Origin of the sequence: Demequina sp. NBRC 110054, assembly GCF_002090115.1 — a bacterium.
GTDB lineage: Bacteria > Actinomycetota > Actinomycetes > Actinomycetales > Demequinaceae > Demequina.
Genome location: NZ_BBRK01000004.1, coordinates 535,869 through 550,855, shown reverse-complemented (window position 1 = coordinate 550,855; position 14,987 = coordinate 535,869). Strand labels below are relative to the sequence as shown.

The window sequence follows — 14,987 nt, the reverse complement described above, 5'->3', positions numbered from 1 at the left end:
CGGGGCTCCGTCAGCCGCGGACCGCGGTGATCGACACGGTGCTGAGGAGGTACGTGTCGACGTCGGTGCGGGCCGTGAGCGTGTGGAGGCCCTCGCCGACGCTCTTCGCGCGGAACGGCTTGGCGTCCACGCCCAGCGTGTTCGGGTTCGCGAAGCCGAAGGCGGTCGAGTCCATCGCGTTGCCGGAGTCGCCGGTCGAGGTCTTGCCGTTCTTCCAGTGCAGCGGGGCGAGCGTGTCGCCGTCGATGTCGAGCCGGTCGCCGACGTAGCCGCGGTCGCCGCTCCATCCGACCACTCCGACAGTGACGTCGGATGCATCCGAGGCGAAGAGGTCGAAGGAGGCCGAGTCGTGCCCGGAGAGCCACTGCTGGCCCGCGTAGATCGCGACGGATGCGTCGGGGAGCGAGTCCTCCTCGTAGACCACGGTCAGCGCGAAGCCGGCGTAGTAGTCGCGGACCGATGACGCGTCGTCGTACGCCACGGCGAGCGCGGTGCCGCCGAGGCCGTAGTCGCCCGCGCCGGAGCTCTTCACCAGGTCGGTCACGTCGAGGCGAGCCTGGTACACGGCGCGCCCGTGGCCGTCGTCGGAGAGTTCGACGGTGTCCGCCGAGACCTCGACTGCCTCGGTCGCTCCGGGGAGCAGGAGTTGGGCGACCGAGGTGTCGCCCGAGAACTCGTCGTCGCCGTAGGAGGCGCTCGCCGACCACTCGAGCGACGCGTAGGCGACCGTCGCATCGTCCGGGATGTCGAGCGTCGTGACGTTCGAGCCGACGAGGCCGGGGATCCCCTCGGCGGGTTGCATCGCGTAGTAGTTGTTGTTGAGCCACGAGTTGGTCGCGTTGCCGTTGAACTGCATCGCCGTCGTGCAGTGCGACGCCGAGGACGGGCACTCGAGCAGCGGTGCGCCGACCTGCGTGGCAGTCACGTTGCCCGAGATCGCGAAGGCCGGGACGAGGTCGCTGCTCGCGTCGGACAGGCCCGTGCGGACCTGGTACTCGTGCACGTCGTCACCGGCCGTGACCCGGAACGTGGTGACGGCGTCGGACGCCAGAGCGCCCGTGATAGTCACGTCGAGGTCCATCGTGGTCGAGGCGCCCGGCTCGAGGGACTCGAGCGAGCACGTCGCTCCGGTCCTGTCCGCGGTGAGCGTGCACTCCCAGGCGCCCGAGGTGAACGTGCCGTCGGCGGCGAAGGTCATGTAGTCGTCGAGCTGCAGAGGCGCTGCGGCCGAGAAGCTGCCGACGCCCGCATCCGGCGTCGAGAAGGCGAGGCCGTCGGGAAGCGTGATGTCCGCGGTGACGTCGGCCGCCGCGCCGTCGCCGCCGTTCGCGAGCGTCATCGAGATCTCGGGCGCGCTCGACGAGATGCCCAGGAAGCCCAGCGGGGACTGGCGGATGGACAGGCTCGCGGTCTGGATGACCGTGGGAGGCGTGACCTCTCCGTCGTCGCCGCCGTCGTCGCCGCCGTCGCTTCCGCCGGTCTCGGTGCCGTCGTCGCCGCCGGAGGTCGAGCCGTCGTCGCCCGCTCCCGCGTCGTCAGTGCCCGACGAGTCGGTGCCCGAGGAGTCGGAATCCTCGTCGTCGCCCGAGCTGGTGCCCGTGCTCTTGTCGTCGCCCGAGCCCGTGGTGTTCACGCGTCCGCCGCCGGTGAGCGGTGCCGACCCGTCCACCACGATCCCGCTCTCCGTGGTCGTGCCTGCGGTGGAGGATCCGGCGGTGCTCGTGCCGCCGTCGGTGAGCTCGTCGACCAGGGGCTCGTCGAGCTCCGTGTCCTCAGCCTCCGCCTCGGGGGCGGGGTCTGTCGTGCCCTCCGCCGCGGCTCCCGCCTCGGTGGTCTCCACCGCGGCGGGCGTGTCGCTCGCGCTCGGGGCGGAGACCGGCGAGTCGTCCGGGCCGATGATGCCGAGGAACGAGGCGCCGGTGGCCGCGAGGGCGACGACGCCGACGGTCGCGGCGACGGGAAGCGCAAGGGAGGCAGCGCCACCCAGGAAGGACGCGACCGTTCCCGCGGTCGCAGCTGCGCCGGCCGCGCCGGTCGTGCCGACGGCTCCCGCCACGCCCGCGGCACCGGCGGCGACGCCGCTGACTGCGGAGGCGGTGCTCGCGCCCGTGGTGGCGCCCGCTCCGACGGCGGTCGAGCCGGCACCGCCGGCTGCAGAGCCGGTGGCCGACGAGGCGCCGGCTCCCGAGGCCGCGCTGGATCCGGCGGCCGCGCCTGCGCCTGCCGCCAGGGCGCCTCCGATCGGCAGTCCGCCTTCGAGCGCGCCGACGCCGAGGACGCCCATCACGAGCGGGGCGATGATGCCGCGCATGCCGCGGTTGACGTCCTCGAGCTCGAGGATGAGCGCCTTGCAGCGCTCGCAGGACTGCACGTGGCCATCGACGCGGGTGGACTCCCGCTTGCTGAGCCCGCCGCGGACGTAGGCGCCGAGCTGCGCGTTGGCCTCGAGGCAGTCGACCTGGTCGGAGGTGGTGAGGTGCTGCTGCAGGTAGGCCTGGCGCAGCGCCTCACGCGCGCGATAGGACAGTGCCGCGACGCCGTTCGCGCTCAGGCCGAGCAGCGGCGCGATCTCCTTGGGGCTCTTCTTCTCGACCTCGGTGTACCAGAGCACGGCCTGCCAGCGCTCGGGGAGCGACCGGAAGGCATCTGCGACGAGGCCCTTCTCGAAGCCCTCCATCGTGGGCTCCTCGGACGAGGCCTCGTAGCCCATCGTCGTCTCGTACTCCGACATATCGTCGCGAGGCCGAGTCCTGATGCCGCGGTTGATGAGGTCCATGCCCGTGCGGCGGACGATCGTGAACAGGTAGGCGCGGAAGGCGAGATCGGGGCCGTCGCCTCGCTGCAGCGCGCGCAGCACGCGCGAGAACGACTCGGAGACCACGTCGTCGATGTCGGAGGCCGTGTTCGTGTACTGCGCCGCGACCTTCCTGGCCGCATCGACGTGGCGCTCGTAGAGCACGCCGAAGGCCCCCGCATCGCCGGCGCGCACGCCTGCGATGAGCTCGGGGTCGCTGGACGAATCCGTCCATAGCGCGATGGCCTCGTGACTCATGGGTTCCTGTCGTGTCTGTTCTCTACTGCTTGCGCACCATTGTCCTGTGTGGGCGCTGCAAGGGACAAGTGTACGAACTGCGCAATTGGTCACACAGCGAGGCGCGCGCGGGGCGTTCGAGAGGCGCACCTATCCGATCTCAAGAAAAAAACTGCGAAATCGCGTCATAGGCGTGTCGGACCCCCCTCTCATGGGGCATGAGCAGCGATGTGAACATCCCGAGGGCCACCGGCCGCTCGCTCCTGCGCCAGTGGGAGTCGGCGTCGGTTGACTCGGTGTGGCTGCGCCCCGGCGACTGGTACACCCCGGCCGCCGAGGCCCTGGTCGAGGCGCTCGACGCGCGCCTCGACACCGCGCCTGCCGCGTACCGGCTCGGCCAGGCCCGCGCTTCCGTGGGGGTCGGCATCACCGAGGCGATCGACGACATGGCCGTCCTGTTCCGCTCTGCTGGCTACGAGTCGGCTCCGATCCGATCCATCCGCTCGCTGTGCGAGGGCTGGACGGAAGGCGACTCTGCGACGCAGATCGCCACGCAGATGCACGACCCCGAGTCGGGTCTCGGCACTGCCGACTACCTGGTGCAGCGGCTCGCCGAGGTCTACGGCGCCGCCGAGCGCAAGGGTCTCCGCGTCCCCGACACCCACGCGCTCGTGATGGTCGATGTGTCCGTCGAGGACAGCGACCCGTGGCAGCGGATGGCACGCAACGCAGCCGTCGGCCAGGCGCTCACGGGTGCGTACGGCACCGGCTACCCGATGTCCCGCCTGAGCGACGGCCTGTACGCCGTGCTCGTCGAGCGCGGCGCCGGCCTGGGCATGGGCATCGCCGAGCTGCGGGACCACATCGGAGACAAGGCCGTGCAGATGCGCGTCGCGAACCTGGTCCGCCAGCCCCCGCGCGTCTGGATCGAGTCGCTTCCCACCACCCACCGCTACGCGCACGAGCTCGTGGAGTCGTTGCAGCGATAGCGGACACATAGATGTGCGGCGCGTGACGAGCTGAGGGCGTCACGCGCCGCATCCTTTTGTCCGGACGCGCCCGCCGCCCGCGGCTCTTAGCAGGCACCCTGCCGCAGACCCGGGAGGCGGGCGGCGGGTCGCGCCACTTTGTGCCGCATCTCACTGACATCGAGTCGCCGGCTGCCGATAGGAACCGCATGACCGGAGGCATCGAACTCGCGCGCGGCGGGCTGCGCGCGACTGGCGTGAGCAGTGTGCCTCCCGTCGCCCTCATCGCGCTCGGAGCGCTCAGCGCGGGCTGGCTGGTGTACCTCGTGTCGCTCGTCGCGATCGGGCCCGGTGACCACCCGCTGCGGGACACGGTCCTGTACCTGGTGCTCATGTACGCCGGCGCCGCCCTGATCCTTGCGCGCGGTGCGCGTGGCGACGGCGACCGCGCGGTCTGGCTCCTGCTTGGGGCGGCGCAGGTCTGCTCCGCGAGCGGCGACCTGCTCTACCTCCTCCTGGTGGCCGGCCACGACGCCGAGGCCTTCCCCTCGATCGCGGATGCCGTCTACCTCGCCTACTACCCCTTGGCGATCGCGGCCGTCGTCGTCTTCGTCACGAGGCGAGTCCGTGGCATCCCCCGGGTCGTGTGGGGCGACGCCATCATGCTCGCGCTCGCCGTCGGCGGCTTCGTCGGCGCGGTGTTCCTCGCACCGCTCAACGGGACGCTCTCGGGTGGGCCCTTCGCGGTGGTCGTGGGTGCTGCGTATCCGGTCGGTGACACGTTCGTCATGCTCATCGCAGTGGTCGGCATGGTGCTCGTGGGCCTGCGACGCTCCGGCGCGCTCCTCCTCATCGCGATCTCGATGGTCGTCGCCGCAGCCGCCGACCTCTGGTACTGGAACATGCTCGCCACAGACCTCTACGTCGAGGGTGGCGTGCTCGACTCGCTGTGGCCGCTCAGCGGGCTTCTGCTCACGATGGCGGCGTGGGTGCCCGGACGCAACCGTACGGGGGCCGTCGCGAGCCGCAGGGGACTGCTCGTGGTCCCCGGCGCGACGCTCGTCATCGCGACCACGACGCTCACCGTCGGCGCGGTCGGGGACATGCCGGTGCTCACGGTCGCCATGGCGCTCACGGCGATGGGCGGCGTGCTCAACCGCCTGACGGGCACCGTGCGGCGCACGCTCGAGCTCATGGACGCGCAGCGCGACGCGGTGACCGACGATCTCACCGGGCTGATGAACCGCCGCGGATGGACGGCGGAGGTCGAGCGCGTGCTCACGGACAAGCCCGAGGACCGCGACGCGGCGCTCCTGCACGCCGACCTCGACGGCTTCAAGGAGGTCAACGACAGCCTCGGTCACGACGCAGGTGACCAGGTGCTGCGTGCGGTGGCCGAGCGACTCGCCAAGGCGGCCGCTGGCGCGGATGTCCTCATGGGACGCCTCGGCGGAGACGAGTTCGCGGTCTTCGTCCCCGGGGCGTGCGCGGATGTCGCCGAGGAGGTCGCGGATCGGCTGCGCTCCGCGCTCTCCCTCCCGTTCCTTGTCGAGGGCACCGCGGTGGCCCTGGGAGTGAGCATCGGGATCTCGACCGCGCCGCACGACGGCAACGAGCTCTCGGTGCTGCTTCGCCGCGCGGACATCGCGATGTACCGCGCCAAGGCAGAGGGGCTCGGGGTCGCGGTCTTCGACCGCGAGATCGACATGGCGGGCGAGGACAGGCTCCAGCGCGTCGCGGAGCTGCGCCGCGCGATCGCCACGGGCGAGCTCGTGCTGCACTTCCAGCCCAAGATCACGCTCGCGACCGGCGAGGTCGAAGGCGTCGAGGCGCTCGTGCGCTGGGAGCGCCCGGGGATCGGCACGGTGTACCCGCAGGGCTTCCTGCCGCTCGCCTCGAGCGCGGGGCTGATGACCGACCTCACAGTCTGGGTGCTTCACTCGGCCGCTCAACAGGCGGCGCGTTGGCGTGCGGTCGGGATCGACCTGCCGATCGCGGTGAACGTCCCCGCCCAGGCCTTCTCGGGCACCGAGCGGCCGCGCGAGATGAAGAACCTGCTCGCGTCGTATGGGCTTCCGGGCTCGGCGCTCCAGGTCGAGATCACGGAGCAGGCGCTGCTCGAGGACCGCGAGCGTGCCCGCATCGTCCTTCCCGCCCTCCGCGCGCTCGGCGTGCGGTCGGCGATCGACGACTACGGCACCGGCTACTCGTCGCTGACCTATCTCCGCGAGCTCGACGTCGACGAGGTGAAGATCGATCGTTCGTTCGTGCTCCAGCTGCTGCTCGACGACCGCTCGGCCTCGATCGTCCGATCCACGATCGACCTGGTGCACGCCCTGGGGCTGCGCGTGGTGGCCGAGGGCATCGAGGAGGCCAGCGTGGCCGAGGCGCTCACCGCGATGGGCTGCGACGCCGCGCAGGGCTACCACTGGACGCGTCCGCTGCCGGTCGCGGACTTCGAGTCGTGGTTCGCCGCCTACTGCGCGCGTTCGGGTGAGCGCGCGACCGACACGTGGGTCGGGGTCGACGCGGACGTGTCGTAGCCGTCGACGCGGACGAGTCCTGGCCGCAGGGTCCGGCCCCCACGCGGACAGGTGACTGCCGGCGGTGGCCTCAGCCGTCGCGGAGAGCGGCCGTCAGCCCTCGCGGCGCCAGAGCACGAGGGACCTGCCCTCGTCTCGCCGCGCGCGCTTGCCTCGCTCGACGATCACGACGTTGCCGCTCGGGCCGGTCGTGAAGATGCGCGAGCCCACGTCGGCGCGGGGGCGGAGGCGCTCGACCTCCTTCTCGAGCCGCTGCACCTCCTGAGCCAGGTGCATGATGCGCTTGATCCCGGCGAGGTTGATGCCCTCCTCCTGGCTCATGCGCTGGATCTCGCGCAGCATCGCCACGTGGCGCAGCGAGTACCGGCGCCCGCCGCCGGGGCGGCGCTGCGGGACGACGAGGCCGAGCCTGTCGTACTGGCGCAGGGTCTGAGGGTGCATGCCGGCCAGCTCCGCGGCGGCGGAGATGAGGAAGACCGGCTCGTCGACGTCCGGCTGCTCCATGCGCGTGCTCCTTCAGGTCAGCGTGCGGCGTCCTTGTAGAGGTCCTTGCGGGGGTCGTCCTTCGAGGTCTCGAGCGCGAACTTCTGGAGAAGCTCCTTCGCGATCTTCGACAGCTTCGACGGCGCGACGATCTCGACGGTCGCGAGGAGGTCTCCCGCGCCGTCCTTGGCCTGCAGGCCGCGTCCCTTGACGCGCAGCGTCGTGCCGGACGAGGTGCCCGCGGGCACCTTCACCTTGACGCGCTGGCCGTCGAGCGTCGGCACCTCGACCGCGGCGCCGAGCACCGCCTCGTCGTACGAGATCGGCAGCCGGACCTTGAGGTTCTTGCCGTCCATGCTGAACACCGGGTGCTTGGCCACGTGCACGGTGAGCAGCAGGTCTCCCGCCGGGCCGCCGTTCGCGCCGGGGCGGCCCTTGCCGCGCAGGCGGATCTTCTGACCGTCCTTGACGCCCACCGGAAGGCGGGTCGAGACGCTCCCGGTGTCCATGCGGAGCGACACGGTCGCGCCCTCCGCGGCCTGGCGGAAGCTCACCTCGGTGGCCGCGGCGACGTCGTTGCCCTTGACCGGGCCGCGCCCGCCGCCTCCGAAGAGGTTGCCCAGGAGGTCCTCGAAGCCCTGGGCACGGTACTGGCCGCCGCCCGCGCCGCCGCCGAACATGCCGGAGAACACGTCCTCGTAGCCGCCACCGCCGGGGCCGCCCGCCTGGAAGCGTGCGCCCCCGCCCATGGCGCGGATCGCGTCGTACTGCTTGCGCTGCTCGGCGTCCGACAGCACGCCGTAGGCCTCGCCGACCTCCTTGAACCGCTGCTCCGAGGCGGTGTCGCCCGGGTTGCGGTCGGGGTGGAGGTCCTTGGCGAGCTTGCGGTAGGCCTTTTTGATCTCCTCGGCGGAGGCGTCCTTGGATACGCCGAGCACCTTGTAGAAGTCCTTGCTGAACCAGTCCTGGCTCGTCATGTCCTGCCTCCTTCCTTGAGAGTAGTGCGGATTATGCCTGGTCCTCGGGCTGCGCCACGATCACGCGGGCCGGACGGATGACGCGGTCGCCGATGCGGTGCCCCGGCTGCGCGACGGTGATGATGGTCGGCTCCTCGACGTCCGTGCTGGGCTGCGAGAGCAGCGCCTCGTGGTGGACCGGGTCGAACACCTCGCCGATGGATCCGAAGCTCGCCCAGCCGAGGCGGCCGAGCGTCGTCTCGAGCTTCTCGGCGATCGACGCGAAGGGACCGTCCGCGAGGTCGCCGTGCTCGCGCGCGGCGGCGATGTCGTCGAGCACCGGGATGAGCGCCTCGACGGCCTTGGACGTGGCGTTCGTCGCGATGAGCTCGCGGTCGCGGTCCACGCGCTTGCGGTAGTTGACGTACTCGGCCTGGAGGCGCTGGAGGTCCGCGAGGTGCTCGGCGGCCTTCGCCTGGGCGGCGTCGAGAGCGTCGTCCGCCGCGGCCTCGTCGGCCTGGAGGTCGTCCTGGCCGTCCTTGTCCTCGTCGAGGAACGTGCCCTCGGGCACGCTCGCCGCCGCGTCGTTGATGATCCGCTCGGCCTGGGCCATCGGGTCCTCGGACTCGGGGGTGGGGTTCTCGTCGTTCATGTCTGTCTCCTTGCGAGGCGGGTGGGAAGCACGGACGGCGGGCGCCGCGGCGTTGACCGCCGGGCGCCCGCCGCGCGCGTTACTTCTTGTCGTCCTCGTCGTCGACGATCTCGGCGTCGACGACCTCGTCGTCCGAGGCCGGCTGGCCCGAGGCCGCCTGCGCCGCGGAGTCCGCGTCGACGTTCACGCCCTCGGCCTGCTCGGCCGCGTAGACGGCCTCGCCGATCTTCTGCGCCTTCTCGACGAGCGCCTCGTGCGCGGTCTTGACGGCCTCGGTGTCGTCGCCCTCGAGGGCGGACTTCACGTCGGCGATCGCGGCCTTGACGTCGTCGGCGATCTCGGAGGAGACCTTGTCCTCGTTCTCGGACAGGATCTTCTCGGTCGAGTACGCGAAGGTCTCGGCGTTGTTGCGGGTCTCGGCGTCCTCGCGGCGCTTCTTGTCCTCCTCCGCGTGCTCCTCGGCGTCCTTGACCATGCGGTCGATGTCCTCCTTGGACAGGGCCGAGCCGCCGGTCACGGTGATGGACTGCTCCTTGCCGGTGCCGCGGTCCTTCGCCGACACGTGGACGATGCCGTTCGCGTCGATGTCGAAGGTGACCTCGATCTGGGGCATGCCGCGCGGGGCAGGGGCGATGCCCGACAGCTCGAAGGTGCCGAGCAGCTTGTTGTCGCGGGCGAACTGACGCTCACCCTGGTAGACCTGCACCAGCACGGAGGGCTGGTTGTCCTCGGCGGTCGAGAAGACCTCGGAGGACTTGGTCGGGATCGCGGTGTTGCGCTCGATCAGGGAGGTCATGACGCCGCCCTTGGTCTCGATGCCGAGGCTCAGCGGCGTGACGTCGATGAGGAGGACGTCCTTGCGCTCGCCGGAGATGACGCCGGCCTGAAGCGCGGCGCCGACGGCGACGACCTCGTCCGGGTTCACGCCCTTGTTGGGCTCCTGACCGCCGGTCAGCTCCTTGACGACCTCGGACACCGCGGGCATGCGGGTCGAGCCGCCGACCAGGACCACGTGGTCGATGTCGGACAGCTTGATGCCGGCGTCCTTGATGACCTGGTGGAACGGAGCCTTGGTGCGCTCGAGGAGGTCCTGCGACATCTGCTCGAACTGCGCGCGGGTGAGCCGCGTGTCCAGGTGGACGGGGCCGTTCTCGCCGATCGACAGGTACTGGAGGGAGATCTGGGTCGACTGCGCCGACGACAGCTCCTTCTTCGCCTGCTCGGCGGCCTCGCGGAGTCGCTGCAGGGCGGCCTTGTCCTTGGCGAGGTCCACGCCCTCGTTGTTCTTGACCTCCTTGACCAGGTGGTCGACGATGCGCTGGTCCCAGTCGTCGCCGCCGAGGCGGTTGTCGCCTGCGGTCGCCTTCACCTGGATGGTCGAGAAGTCGTCCTCGTCCTTGCCGACCTCGAGCAGCGAGACATCGAACGTGCCTCCACCGAGGTCGAAGACCAGGATGAGCTCGTCCTCCTTGCCCTTGTCGAGGCCGTACGCGAGGGCCGCGGCGGTGGGCTCGTTGACGATGCGCTGGACCTTGAGGCCCGCGATCTCGCCCGCGTCCTTGGTCGCCTGGCGCTCGGCGTCGTTGAAGTACGCCGGGACGGTGATGACTGCCTCGGTGACCTTCTCGCCGAGGTACTCCTCTGCGTCGCGCTTGAGCTTGCCGAGGATGCGCGCGGAGATCTCCTGCGCGGTGTACTTCTTGTCGTCGATCTCCTGCGACCAGTCGGTGCCCATGTGGCGCTTCACCGAGGAGATGGTGCGGTCGACGTTCGTGACCGCCTGGCGCTTGGCGATCGCGCCGACGAGGACCTCGCCGGTCTTCGAGAACGCGACCACCGACGGGGTGGTGCGGGCGCCCTCGGCGTTCGCGATGACGGTGGGCTCGCCGCCCTCGAGGACGGCGACGCACGAGTTCGTGGTGCCCAGGTCGATTCCCACTGCACGGGACATGTGTGTACCTCCATCAGCGGCACGGTGCCGCCACGTTGACTGCTCGCTCGATAGTTGAGCGACCTGCACTCAAGTTATCCACAGTGCTGGGGCATGTCAAGCCGAGGCGGCCAAAGTTGAGCGAAGTCTGCTCAAGTTCTGCGGTCGACCGCTGTCGTGGAGGGACGGCGCGTGTCCGAATTAGGGGGTTTCCGTACGCGTATCGCGGTTTTCAGTACTTGTGAGGTATCGCACCTACGCTTGCCGGCACGCATGGGGGACGCGGATCGTTGAGGGTGAAGCTGCGACCCGAGGAGTGGCCCACGAGGCCTTCGCCTTTATCGCATCACCTGCCCCTAGCACGCGCTGATCCCCGGCGTGTCGCGTTATCAAAGTTGGATTGACATGCGTTCTCGTTTAAGATTGACGCTTTCGTCTATCCATGGAGTGCATACGCCCATCCCCCTGGGCCTGCTGAACTGCCTATGAAGTTTCCTCAGATTCGTCTTCTCAACGTCGCGACCGCCACGGTGGTCGCGTTTCTCGGTCTCGGTGGCGGAGCCGCCGCCGCCCACAGCGCCACGGTCGAGGCAGCCCTCCTTGAGGCGAGCCAGGCCGCGCGCGAGGTCGAGGCCAAGCGCGACGGTCTTGCGCTCTCGCTCGACAGGGCGAGGGTCGCGAGCGGCGCCGCGAGCTCCCACCTGTCCGCGGAGGAGGTCTCGAACGCGATCGGCGATCTCGACTCGACCGTCACCAGGGCCACCTCGGCCGCCGAGATCTACAACATCGTCCTCGAGGTGCCTGAGGCGCCGTTCCTGACCAGGGCCGCCGACGTCGTCGGCGTCGTGGCCGCGATCGAGTCGACGGGCGCGCAGGGCGAGGGGGACGACGCGGACTCCGCGCCGGTCGCCAGCGCGTCCACTGAGGCCAGCGCCGAGGCGACCGCAGAGCCCAGCGCCGAGCCGACGGTCACCGCGACCGGCAACCAGCTGGAGGTGTCCGCGGAGTCCGCGCTCGCGGTCGCCAACACGCGCAAGATCGAGGCCTCGCTCGAGGCCACGTCGGCTGTCGACACCTCCGTCGAGGAGGCCGTCTCGACCGACGTCGACAAGCAGGTCGTCGCCGATCCCGAGGTCCAGAAGGTGCTCGACGGCGAGGAGCGGAACCTCGACGCTGTGCGCGAGGCCACCGCGGAGCTCGAGCGGGCCGCCGCGGCTCTCGACAAGGCCGCGCTCGAGGTCACCCGCGTCGTCGACGAGGTCGCCGTCGCGACCGATCAGGCCGTGCTCGAGGAGGCCCAGGGCAGCCTCGACGGCGACGTCGACGACGCCCGCAGCGGCCTCCGGGAGTCCAAGCAGATGCTGAAGGCTGTGGGCGACGACGTCGCTGACCCCTCGACGGTGGACGCCGCCAAGAAGGCGCGTCAGAACCTCAAGGCCGCCATCGAGGAGAAGGTCGACCGCGACGACGTCGAGTCCCTCGAGGCGCACGCGACCAAGGTGAGCAAGGCCGCGAAGAAGGTCGATGCCGCGCTCGAGGACCTCTCCACGTCCCACAAGAAGTGGGTCAAGGCGGAGAACACGCGCATCGACAAGAAGAACGCGAAGCTCGAGAAGCAGTACGAGCAGGCCAAGAAGGACGCGCAGGCAGCCGCCACGGCGAACTTCCGCGCGGCCGTCGCGGCCAACCAGGGCGGTTGGAGCGGGCAGCCGACGGGGGTCACCGGCGCCAACGGCCGCGTCGTCTCCTCGGAGATGTGCAGCATCCCCTTCGCGTCGGGCCACCAGCTCCACTGCGACGCCGCGGACGCGCTCGCCGCTGCCAACGCGGCCTACCGCGCGCAGACCGGACAGAACCTGACCCTGACGGACTCGTACCGCTCGTACGCGAGCCAGGTGACGACGAAGGCGCGCAAGGGCTATCTCGCCGCCACGCCCGGCACCTCGAACCACGGCTGGGGCATGGCGGTCGACCTCGACGCGGCCTCCGCCGCGTGGCTCACCGCGAACGGCGCGGACTACGGCTGGGTGCACCCGACGTGGGCGCGCTCAGGCGGCTCCAAGCCGGAGTGGTGGCACCTCGAGTTCGTGGCGCCCGGCGTCGCCGAGGCCCAGATGCCCTCGGAGCCCGACTACCTGGACCACGTGAAGAGCTCGCTCTGATCTCGGGGCCCGACGCCCGCTCAGGCGTGGGGCAGGGCCTCGACCAGGTGCGCGCGGCCCTCAGGGGCGGGGTAGTCGTCGGGCCAGTACTCGCGCAGATGGACGATGCGTCCCTCGGCGACGGTGAAGAAGGAGACGACGCGGGCCGTCACCGTCCCGTCGGACACGACCGTGTCGGTGACCACCGCATCGTCCTGGCTCACGAGCCGTTCGACCGTGAAGGTCCATGCGCCGTCGGCCGGGTACTCCTCGTTGAGGCGCGCGAACCTCTCCGCGCCGCGGATCAGCTCGTGCGACTGCGGCCACGCGCACGTGAAGTCGTCGTGGAGCACCTCGCCGACCGAGTGGAAGTCGTTCGAGCGCATGAGCTCCCAGTAGCGGTCGACGGTCTGCGACGAGGTGAGGGCCATGCGGCCACGGTAGCGCCGGGCCGTGGACGATGCGGCGCCACCTTGCTCTCGACCGGCACCGGGTGGCGCGCGTACCTTCAGGACATGGAGAACGTCCCCACCTCGTCGCCGGCACCGTCCGCGACCGCCACGTCACCCGACACCCGAGCCGCCGCCGCGCACTTCGCCGCGCGCCTTGCCTTCGAGACCGACTGCTCCGACGTGCACGCCGCTCTCGAGTCGGGCGACCCCGGCTTCGTGCTCATCGACACGCGCAATCAGGCCGCGTGGGATCAGGGCCACGTCCGCGGGGCGCTCCACATGCCCAAGCCCGAGATGGCCGACTGCATCCCGGCCTACCCGGAGGGCACCTCGTTCGTCGTCTACTGCTGGGGTCCCGGCTGCAACGGCGCGACGCGTGCGGGCCTCATCATCTCCGAGCTCGGCTACCCGGTGAAGGAGATGCTCGGCGGCTTCGAGTACTGGGCGCGCGAGGGGCTTCCCGTCGACCGCGTCGCCCGCGACGCCGCGACGGGCGCGGCGGTGACTATCGACGCGACGCTCGCGCCCGACCTGCTCACGACGCCGGTCGCGGCGGCGGGCGCCGAGGTCGCGGGGCTGCCGATCAGCGGCATCGGAGCCCCGGGCACGCGCATCGCCTGCGACTGCTGAGCGGCGCGCCCCTGGTGCACCCTGGAATCGCGTCGCGCCCGGAATCGGGCCTGATCGCGGGCCTGGTGCGATTCCAGGGCGCATAGGATCGGGCAGAGCGCTGAGGAGGGACGATGCCGGACGGGACGCTGCGGGAGGTGACGATGCGCGACGCGACGATCGGCTACACCGCGATGCTCGCGCAGTTCCCGCCGCGCGAGGCGGTCGAGCTCAGCGCCTACGCCGAGTCCCGCGGCTTCAGCGGCACCATGGCCGCCGACCACTTCCAGCCGTGGACCCCGCAGCAGGGCCAGGCGTCGTTCGCGTGGAACGTGCTGTCGGCGATCGGCGAGCACACGACCGGCGACCTGGGGCCCGGCGTCACCACCCCGACTTTCCGCTGGCATCCCGCGATGGTCGCCCAGGCGTCCGCGACGCTCGCGGCGCTGCACCCGGGACGCCACTGGCTGGGCCTGGGCAGCGGCGAGGCCATCAACGAGCACGTCGTAGGGGAGTACTGGCCCGAGCCGCCCGAGCGCATCAACCGGATGTTCGAGGCCGTCGACATCATCCGCAAGCTCTTCGAGTCCTCGCTCGCGGGGCGCGACACGCGCCACACGGGCACCTACTACAAGCTCGAGTCGACCCGGCTGTGGACGATGCCCGAGGTCGCCCCGCCGCTCTTGGTCGCCGCCGCGGGCCCGGTGGCGGCGCGCAGGGCCGGCCGCAGCGCCGACGGCCTCATCACCGTCGGGGCGCCCCCGGACCGCCTCGAGCAGCTGCTCGCGAGCTTCGACAAGGGCGTGCGAGAGGCCGGCAAGGACCCCGCGGCGAGCCCCAAGGTCCTTCAGCTGCACGTCTCCTGGGCGCCCAGCCTCGACGAGGCCCTGACCCATGCGCTGACCGAGTGGCCCAACGGGGCCATGCGCTTCTCGCACTCCGACGTCCGCTCGCCCTACGAGATGCAGCAGCTCGCGCGCCTGGTCCGCCCCGAGGACTTCGAGGGGCGAGTCCTGATCAGCGACGACCTCGATGAGCATCGCGCGAGCATCCAGCGCCATCTGGACCTTGGCTTCGACCGGATCTACCTGCACCAGGTGGGGCGCAACCAGCGAGAGTTCCTCGACGCGTTCGGCGCGGAGGTGCTGCCCGCCCTCACGCGGTAGACGGGGGCGCGCGCCACGGACGATGCGCCCGTCGCGCCGGCCACCGGCCAAGCCCA

General features: G+C 70.8%; 11 protein-coding genes. 5 read left to right on the top strand and 6 right to left on the bottom strand.

What is annotated here, in order from left to right:
* Positions 1-10: 10 nt before the first annotated feature.
* Positions 11-3,052, bottom strand: a complete 3,042-nt coding sequence (locus B7K23_RS02535) for a sigma-70 family RNA polymerase sigma factor (RefSeq protein ID WP_084124825.1) — start codon at positions 3,050-3,052, stop codon at positions 11-13.
* Positions 3,053-3,249: 197 nt separating this feature from the next.
* Here B7K23_RS02535 and B7K23_RS02530 point away from each other — a divergent pair, with 197 nt between their 5' ends.
* Together B7K23_RS02530 and B7K23_RS02525 are read left to right on the top strand one after the other, a co-directional pair.
* Positions 3,250-4,020: a hypothetical protein gene (locus tag B7K23_RS02530; RefSeq protein WP_143338049.1), complete on the top strand. Its 771-nt coding sequence runs from the start codon at positions 3,250-3,252 to the stop codon at positions 4,018-4,020.
* A gap of 188 nt (positions 4,021-4,208) precedes the next feature.
* Positions 4,209-6,542, top strand: coding sequence for a bifunctional diguanylate cyclase/phosphodiesterase (locus B7K23_RS02525; RefSeq protein WP_084124821.1), 2,334 nt, complete (start codon positions 4,209-4,211; stop codon positions 6,540-6,542).
* A gap of 93 nt (positions 6,543-6,635) precedes the next feature.
* Here B7K23_RS02525 and B7K23_RS02520 read toward each other — a convergent pair whose 3' ends face one another.
* The 4 genes from B7K23_RS02520 to dnaK all read right to left on the bottom strand — a co-directional run bounded on the left by B7K23_RS02520 (position 6,636) and on the right by dnaK (position 10,584).
* A complete protein-coding gene (locus B7K23_RS02520) occupies positions 6,636-7,046 on the bottom strand; it encodes a heat shock protein transcriptional repressor HspR (protein WP_084124819.1) in 411 nt (136 codons plus the stop codon).
* Between the two features lie 17 nt (positions 7,047-7,063).
* Complete coding sequence (locus B7K23_RS02515) at positions 7,064-8,002, bottom strand: DnaJ C-terminal domain-containing protein (RefSeq protein WP_084124817.1); 939 nt, start codon at positions 8,000-8,002, stop codon at positions 7,064-7,066.
* A 31-nt stretch (positions 8,003-8,033) separates the two neighbouring features.
* Positions 8,034-8,633: a nucleotide exchange factor GrpE gene (gene grpE, locus B7K23_RS02510; protein ID WP_084124815.1), complete on the bottom strand. Its 600-nt coding sequence runs from the start codon at positions 8,631-8,633 to the stop codon at positions 8,034-8,036.
* Positions 8,634-8,712: 79 nt separating this feature from the next.
* On the bottom strand, positions 8,713-10,584 hold the full coding sequence (gene dnaK, locus B7K23_RS02505) for a molecular chaperone DnaK (RefSeq protein ID WP_084124813.1): 1,872 nt from the start codon (positions 10,582-10,584) through the stop codon (positions 8,713-8,715).
* A gap of 464 nt (positions 10,585-11,048) precedes the next feature.
* Between dnaK and B7K23_RS02500 the strand changes: the two genes are divergently transcribed.
* A complete protein-coding gene (locus B7K23_RS02500) occupies positions 11,049-12,725 on the top strand; it encodes a M15 family metallopeptidase (RefSeq protein WP_084124811.1) in 1,677 nt (558 codons plus the stop codon).
* A gap of 20 nt (positions 12,726-12,745) precedes the next feature.
* Here B7K23_RS02500 and B7K23_RS02495 read toward each other — a convergent pair whose 3' ends face one another.
* Positions 12,746-13,135, bottom strand: a complete 390-nt coding sequence (locus tag B7K23_RS02495) for a nuclear transport factor 2 family protein (RefSeq protein ID WP_084124809.1) — start codon at positions 13,133-13,135, stop codon at positions 12,746-12,748.
* Positions 13,136-13,219: 84 nt separating this feature from the next.
* Here B7K23_RS02495 and B7K23_RS02490 point away from each other — a divergent pair, with 84 nt between their 5' ends.
* The gene (locus tag B7K23_RS02490; protein ID WP_084126080.1) at positions 13,220-13,786 is read left to right on the top strand and encodes a rhodanese-like domain-containing protein; all 567 of its coding nucleotides are present in this window, start codon (positions 13,220-13,222) and stop codon (positions 13,784-13,786) included.
* 113 nt (positions 13,787-13,899) lie between these two features.
* Positions 13,900-14,931, top strand: coding sequence for a TIGR03557 family F420-dependent LLM class oxidoreductase (locus B7K23_RS02485; protein WP_234996388.1), 1,032 nt, complete (start codon positions 13,900-13,902; stop codon positions 14,929-14,931).
* Positions 14,932-14,987: the final 56 nt, after the last annotated feature.

Excerpts from the sequence above, each read along its gene's own strand:
- B7K23_RS02535 (WP_084124825.1), bottom strand. The coding sequence starts at position 3,052 with ATGAGTCACGAGGCCATCGCGCTATGGACGGATTCGTCCAGCGACCCC.
- B7K23_RS02530 (WP_143338049.1), top strand. The coding sequence starts at position 3,250 with ATGAGCAGCGATGTGAACATCCCGAGGGCCACCGGCCGCTCGCTCCTG.
- B7K23_RS02525 (WP_084124821.1), top strand. The coding sequence starts at position 4,209 with ATGACCGGAGGCATCGAACTCGCGCGCGGCGGGCTGCGCGCGACTGGC.
- B7K23_RS02520 (WP_084124819.1), bottom strand. The coding sequence starts at position 7,046 with ATGGAGCAGCCGGACGTCGACGAGCCGGTCTTCCTCATCTCCGCCGCC.
- B7K23_RS02515 (WP_084124817.1), bottom strand. The coding sequence starts at position 8,002 with ATGACGAGCCAGGACTGGTTCAGCAAGGACTTCTACAAGGTGCTCGGC.
- grpE (WP_084124815.1), bottom strand. The coding sequence starts at position 8,633 with ATGAACGACGAGAACCCCACCCCCGAGTCCGAGGACCCGATGGCCCAG.
- dnaK (WP_084124813.1), bottom strand. The coding sequence starts at position 10,584 with ATGTCCCGTGCAGTGGGAATCGACCTGGGCACCACGAACTCGTGCGTC.
- B7K23_RS02500 (WP_084124811.1), top strand. The coding sequence starts at position 11,049 with ATGAAGTTTCCTCAGATTCGTCTTCTCAACGTCGCGACCGCCACGGTG.
- B7K23_RS02495 (WP_084124809.1), bottom strand. The coding sequence starts at position 13,135 with ATGGCCCTCACCTCGTCGCAGACCGTCGACCGCTACTGGGAGCTCATG.
- B7K23_RS02490 (WP_084126080.1), top strand. The coding sequence starts at position 13,220 with ATGGAGAACGTCCCCACCTCGTCGCCGGCACCGTCCGCGACCGCCACG.
- B7K23_RS02485 (WP_234996388.1), top strand. The coding sequence starts at position 13,900 with ATGCCGGACGGGACGCTGCGGGAGGTGACGATGCGCGACGCGACGATC.